Annotated in this window: 4 protein-coding genes, 1 pseudogene and 1 other annotated feature; of the genes and pseudogenes, 1 reads left to right on the forward strand and 4 read right to left on the reverse strand. The window is 56.4% G+C overall.

Annotation, left to right across the window (positions count from 1 at the left end; genetic code table 11):
• The first annotated feature begins 23 nt into the window (after positions 1 to 23).
• Complete coding sequence (locus tag I656_RS00630) at positions 24 to 1,334, forward strand: NAD(P)/FAD-dependent oxidoreductase (protein WP_033006848.1); 1,311 nt, start codon at positions 24 to 26, stop codon at positions 1,332 to 1,334.
• A gap of 192 nt (positions 1,335 to 1,526) precedes the next feature.
• Here I656_RS00630 and I656_RS0116985 read toward each other — a convergent pair whose 3' ends face one another.
• The 4 genes and pseudogenes from I656_RS0116985 to leuS all read right to left on the reverse strand — a co-directional run bounded on the left by I656_RS0116985 (position 1,527) and on the right by leuS (position 5,153).
• Entirely contained in the window at positions 1,527 to 1,706 is a 180-nt protein-coding gene (locus I656_RS0116985) for a sporulation protein Cse60 (RefSeq protein WP_008880941.1), read from the reverse strand.
• Between the two features lie 115 nt (positions 1,707 to 1,821).
• Positions 1,822 to 1,974, reverse strand: a pseudogene (locus tag I656_RS18400) (M4 family metallopeptidase); the annotation flags it as partial.
• A 389-nt stretch (positions 1,975 to 2,363) separates the two neighbouring features.
• Positions 2,364 to 2,678 carry a rhodanese-like domain-containing protein gene (locus tag I656_RS00625; RefSeq protein WP_013144427.1) on the reverse strand — a complete coding sequence of 105 codons (315 nt, stop codon included), beginning with the start codon at positions 2,676 to 2,678 and terminating at the stop codon, positions 2,364 to 2,366.
• 57 nt (positions 2,679 to 2,735) lie between these two features.
• Positions 2,736 to 5,153 carry a leucine--tRNA ligase gene (leuS, locus tag I656_RS00620; RefSeq protein ID WP_033006846.1) on the reverse strand — a complete coding sequence of 806 codons (2,418 nt, stop codon included), beginning with the start codon at positions 5,151 to 5,153 and terminating at the stop codon, positions 2,736 to 2,738.
• A 76-nt stretch (positions 5,154 to 5,229) separates the two neighbouring features.
• Positions 5,230 to 5,451 (reverse strand) — a binding site (T-box leader).
• Positions 5,452 to 5,500 lie beyond the last annotated feature (49 nt).

Below are 5,500 nucleotides of genomic sequence, written 5' to 3' on the forward strand. Positions count from 1 at the left end.
AAAAAAGAAAGGGTGGAATGAACATGGGATACGACGTCATCATCATCGGCGGCGGTCCGTCCGGGCTCATGGCGGCCATCGGCGCCGGCGAAGAAGGGGCGAAGGTGCTCTTGTTGGAAAAAGGAACGAAGCTCGGGCGCAAGCTCGCCATCTCCGGCGGCGGACGCTGCAACGTGACGAATCGGCTGCCGGTGGATGAAATGGTCCGCCATATTCCCGGCAACGGCCGCTTTTTATACAGCGCCTTTTCCGTATTTAACAATGAAGACATCATCCGCTTTTTTGAGCGGCTCGGCGTGCCGCTCAAGGAGGAAGACCACGGCCGCATGTTTCCCAAAAGCGACAGCGCCCAGTCGGTCGTCGACGCGCTTGTTCGCGAATTGTCGCGCCTTGGCGTCGATGTTCGGCTTGAATCGCCAGTGGCGGACGTGTTGTATGAACAAGGAAAAACAGTCGGTGTCACGCTGAAAAGCGGGGAGACGATCCACGCCCGTGCGGTTGTCGTCGCCGTCGGCGGCAAATCGGTGCCGCAAACCGGCTCAACGGGCGACGGCTATCCGTGGGCGGAAAAAGCGGGCCACACGGTGACCGAATTGTTTCCAACCGAAGTTCCGATCGTCTCGCATGAGCCGTTCATCAAAGAGCGGACGCTGCAAGGCTTGTCGCTGCGCGACGTCGCGTTAAGCGTCTTAAAGCCGAACGGCAAGCCGATCATCACCCACCGGATGGATATGCTGTTTACGCACTTCGGCATTTCCGGCCCAGCTGCTCTCCGCTGCAGCCAGTTTGTCGTTAAGGCGTTGAAAAAAGCGGCGGACGGCGCGGTCGAAATGAGCATCGACGCGCTTCCGGACGTGACGCAGGAAGAACTGTTTCAACAGTTCGCCAAGCTGTGCAAAGAGGAGCCGAAAAAGGCGATGAAAACGATCGCCAAAACGGTGCTTCCCGAGCGGTACGCCGTCTTTTTGCTCGAGCGTGCCGGCATCGACCCGCACGCCTCTGCCGGCACGGTCGGCCATGAGGCGCTGCGGGCGTTTGTCCGACAGTGCAAACAATTTACCTTTTACGTCCACGGCACGCTGCCGCTTGAGAAAGCATTCGTCACCGGCGGCGGCGTGTCGGTCAAAGAAATTGAGCCGAAAACAATGGCCTCCAAATGCATGGCCGGCCTTTACTTTTGCGGGGAAATTTTGGACATTCACGGCTACACGGGCGGCTACAACATCACCGCCGCCCTTGTCACCGGGCGGCTCGCCGGCGTGAACGCCGCCCGCTATGCATTGGCGGAAAAAAACGGGGCGAGCGGCTCCGCGGGGCAGACAGCAACGAATTGACCGCCGTCCTCATGCCCCTCGGGTGCTCCGGGGCGTCCGCTGACATTCCGACAACGCCCGTCTTCAAGGCGGGCGATCGCAAAATTTCGCCGCCTGAAATGGAAATGCCGCAACGAAAAAAGCGTCGCCCGCTTTGGGGGGATCAGCACGAAAACGGCCAAAGAATCCCGCAGTCTGGAGCCGTGTGAAGTGTCAAGTCCGGTAAATGACCATGGCGGAAAAACAGTAGATTTGCTCGCCTTCCGATTCCATCGCCGCCACGCTGTACTTGACATCGATCAACTGTCCGTCTTTCAATCGGGCTAAAAAATCATTGACCGCCGCTTCCAAATCTTTTTCATGCTCTTTATCAAACACTTTCACTTTGTACATCTCCATTCCCCCGTTTTCTTTTTCCTTTTCCACGCATTTAGGGAAAATCCTGCCCACAAAAGGCGTCACGCGCCCTCGAACAGCGGGACGCGTGACGTCAGAAACTTCATTCGTCTTAATACACTCCAACCGCATTGAACGCCTGTTTCACCGAGTTGACTTCTTGGCTTGTCGACCCGTACAAATCAGCGGCCGCTTGCACGCAGGCGGCGCGCAGCTGGCTGAAGTTCGACGTCGGCGTCAAATAGTAGACAAGCGCCCGGTAGAAACTTTCATCAAGCGGGCGAATTTCAAGCGGTCGCCGAGTTTCAACAGAGAGCTCCTCCTTCGAACAAGTGTCTGATTTTACCGAAAATTATATCCTTTCCTTTTTTTTCTTGCATCACACTTTGGTACTAAAACAAAATGGAAAAAGCGCCCCTAAAAGCTGGGACGCTTTTTCGCTCCTACCCCGCAAGCGGACCGGGGAAGCGCAAGCCGCCGACGCATGAAAAGGCCCGCGGCAGCCAGCCATTCCTCTGCCTCTTGACTGAACGGGGCCGTTCGGATGGATCCATTTCCCATCCGCTGACACGTTCCGTCGTTTTGGTCTCGACAAAAACGGGATCACTTGGATGACGGCCCGCCGCCATGCCCTGTTCTTTGAGCCGGAAGCGCTTATCGCTTCGGCACTGTTTCGCCTTCCCACTCGAGCATGCCGCCCGTCATGTTGCGGACGCGATAGCCAAGCTCTTGCAAGTAGCGGCAGACGTTTTCGCTCCGCCGTCCGGAGCGGCAGACGAAAATATATTCTTCGTTGCGGTCGAATTCCTCAAGCCGATCGGGGATGTCGCCCATTTTAATATGTTTGGCGCCGGGGATCATGCCGAGGGCGACTTCCTCGTCTTCGCGCACATCGACAATGTTCAGCTTTTCCCCGCGTTCGAGTTTTTCTTTCACTTCAGCCGGCGTGATTTCCTTGATCTCTTCCATGGCAGATCGACCCCTTTCGTTGGTGGATAGGGAGCGGGCCGAAGCCCGCCCTCATCATCAGTTGGCGACGATATTGACGAGCTTGCCGGGGACGGCGATCACTTTGCGCACGGTTTTGCCCTCAAGCTGCTCTTTGATTTTTTCATCGGCGAGCGCCCGCTCCTCGAGCGCTTCTTTTGGCAAGTCAACGGGCACGTGCAAGCGCGACCGCACTTTGCCGTTGATTTGCACGACGATTTCCACGACGTCTTCCACAAGCTTCGTTTCATCATACGTCGGCCACGGTTCATAGGCGATCGTGTCCGTGTGGCCAAGCTTTTGCCACAGCTCCTCGCCGATGTGCGGGCAGACCGGCGACAAGAGCTTGACGAAGCCTTCCATGTATTCTTTTTTCATTTGCTCCGCTTTGTACGCTTCGTTGATGAACACCATAAGCTGCGAAATGGCGGTGTTAAAGCGCAAGGATTCGTAGTCTTCCGTCACTTTTTTCACCGTTTGGTGATAGATGCGCTCGAGCGTATCGTTTGCCGGTTCGTCGACAATGTTCGGGTTCAGTTCGCCATTCTCGGTGACAAAGAGCCTCCAGACGCGGTCGAGGAAGCGCCGCGCCCCGTCAAGCCCTTTCGTCGACCAAGCGATCGACGCCTCAAGCGGCCCCATGAACATTTCATACAGCCGCAAGGTGTCGGCCCCATGGCTTTCGATGATGTCGTCCGGGTTGACGACATTGCCTTTTGATTTGCTCATTTTTTCGTTGTTTTCGCCTAAAATCATCCCTTGGTTGAACAGCTTTTGGAACGGTTCTTTCGTCGGCACGATGCCAAGGTCATAAAGAAACTTATGCCAGAAGCGGGCGTACAGCAAATGCAAGACCGCGTGCTCCGCCCCGCCGATGTAGACGTCGACCGGCAGCCATTTTTTCAATTTCTCCGGATCGGCGAGCTGCTTGTCGTTGTGGGGGTCGATGTAGCGCAAGTAATACCAGCAGCTGCCCGCCCATTGCGGCATCGTGTTCGTTTCACGCCGCCCTTTTTTGCCGGTTTTCGGGTCGACGACGTTGACCCATTCTTCGATGTTGGCGAGCGGCGATTCGCCCGTTCCCGACGGTTTAATTTCATCCGTTTTCGGCAACACAAGCGGCAATTCCTCTTCCGGCACCGGCGTCATCGTGCCGTCTTCCCAATGGATGATCGGAATCGGCTCGCCCCAGTAGCGCTGGCGGCTGAACAGCCAGTCGCGCAGCCGGTACGACACTTTTTTCCGCCCTTTGCCGTGCTCCTCAAGCCAGGCGATCATTTTGTCGATCGCTTCCTGCTTGTTCAAGCCGTTCAAAAACTCGGAGTTGATATGCTCACCATCTCCGGTGTACGCTTCCTTTTCGATATTCCCGCCGGCAACGACTTCTTTGATCGGCAAGTGGAATGTTTTCGCAAACTCGTAGTCGCGCTCATCGTGCGCCGGCACGGCCATGATCGCTCCGGTGCCGTAGCTCATCAAGACGTAGTCAGCGATCCAAATCGGAAGCCGATCGCCGGTGACCGGGTGAATGGCGTACGCGCCGGTGAACACGCCCGTTTTTTCTTTCGCCAAATCGGTGCGCTCAAGGTCGCTTTTGCTTTGAATTTCCTTTAAGTAGGCGTCAACGGCTGGCTTTTGCTCCGGCGTCGTGATTTTTTCAACGAGCGGATGCTCCGGCGCCAAGACGGTGTACGTCGCGCCAAACAGCGTATCCGGACGCGTCGTGAACACGGTGAATGTTTCGTCATGGCCGTCGACGGCGAACTCGATTTCCGCTCCTTCCGAACGGCCAATCCAGTTGCGCTGCATCTCCTTAATGCTTTCCGGCCAGTCGAGCTCTTCCAAATCTTCAAGCAAGCGGTCGGCATAGGCGGTGATTTTCAGCATCCATTGCCGCATCGGCTTGCGGATGACCGGATGCCCGCCGCGCTCGCTCCGGCCGTTGATCACCTCTTCGTTCGCCAGCACCGTGCCGAGCGCCGGGCACCAGTTGACCGGCACTTCATCCATGTAGGCGAGCCCTTTTTCATACAGCTTCAAGAAAATCCATTGCGTCCATTTGTAATAGTTCGGGTCGGTCGTATTGATCTCCCGGTCCCAGTCGTACGAAAAGCCAAGCGATTTGATTTGCCGGCGGAAATTGTCGATGTTTTTTTGCGTAAACTCCGCCGGGTCGTTGCCGGTATCGAGCGCATATTGCTCGGCCGGCAGCCCGAACGCGTCCCAGCCCATCGGGTGAAGGACGTTGTACCCTTGCATCCGCTTCATGCGCGCCAAAATATCGGTCGCCGTATATCCTTCCGGATGGCCGACGTGCAAGCCGGCGCCGGATGGATACGGGAACATGTCGAGAACGTAAAACTTCGGCTTGTCATCATCATCGGACGTGCGGAACGTTTTGTTTTTCTCCCAATAGTCCTGCCATTTTTGTTCAATTTCGCGGTGGTTGAAGCTCATCGCAGCACTCCTCCTATCAAGTTCTACTTGCATCATTGACGAAAATATGTACAAAAAAACCCCCCCATCCCCACAGCAAAGGGACGAGAGGCGCGCTTCCCGCGGTACCACCCTTTTTGGCGCGCCAAACGGCGCACCCGCTTTCTTCCTTAACGCGGATGGACGGCCGGCGCTGTCGATGACCGTTCACGCCGGCAACTCCGAGGCGAGTTCACGAGCCGACTTCGGTTGACTCGCACCATCCGTCAACTCTCTGCCGTCCGTCGGGCCCGCTACTGCTCCTCTTCACCGTTATTCGCCTTATTCGCACGTCAACTACCCCCACTTCGCTAACGCTTGAAGTGGGG

The organism is Geobacillus sp. WSUCF1, from assembly GCF_000422025.1.
Classification (GTDB): domain Bacteria; phylum Bacillota; class Bacilli; order Bacillales; family Anoxybacillaceae; genus Geobacillus; species Geobacillus zalihae.

What these genes read in the sequence shown, in the direction of transcription:
- I656_RS00630 (WP_033006848.1), top strand. Translation starts at nt 24, where the DNA reads ATGGGATACGACGTCATCATCATCGGCGGCGGTCCGTCCGGGCTCATG.
- I656_RS0116985 (WP_008880941.1), bottom strand. Translation starts at nt 1,706, where the DNA reads ATGTACAAAGTGAAAGTGTTTGATAAAGAGCATGAAAAAGATTTGGAA.
- I656_RS00625 (WP_013144427.1), bottom strand. Translation starts at nt 2,678, where the DNA reads ATGGAAGAGATCAAGGAAATCACGCCGGCTGAAGTGAAAGAAAAACTC.
- leuS (WP_033006846.1), bottom strand. Translation starts at nt 5,153, where the DNA reads ATGAGCTTCAACCACCGCGAAATTGAACAAAAATGGCAGGACTATTGG.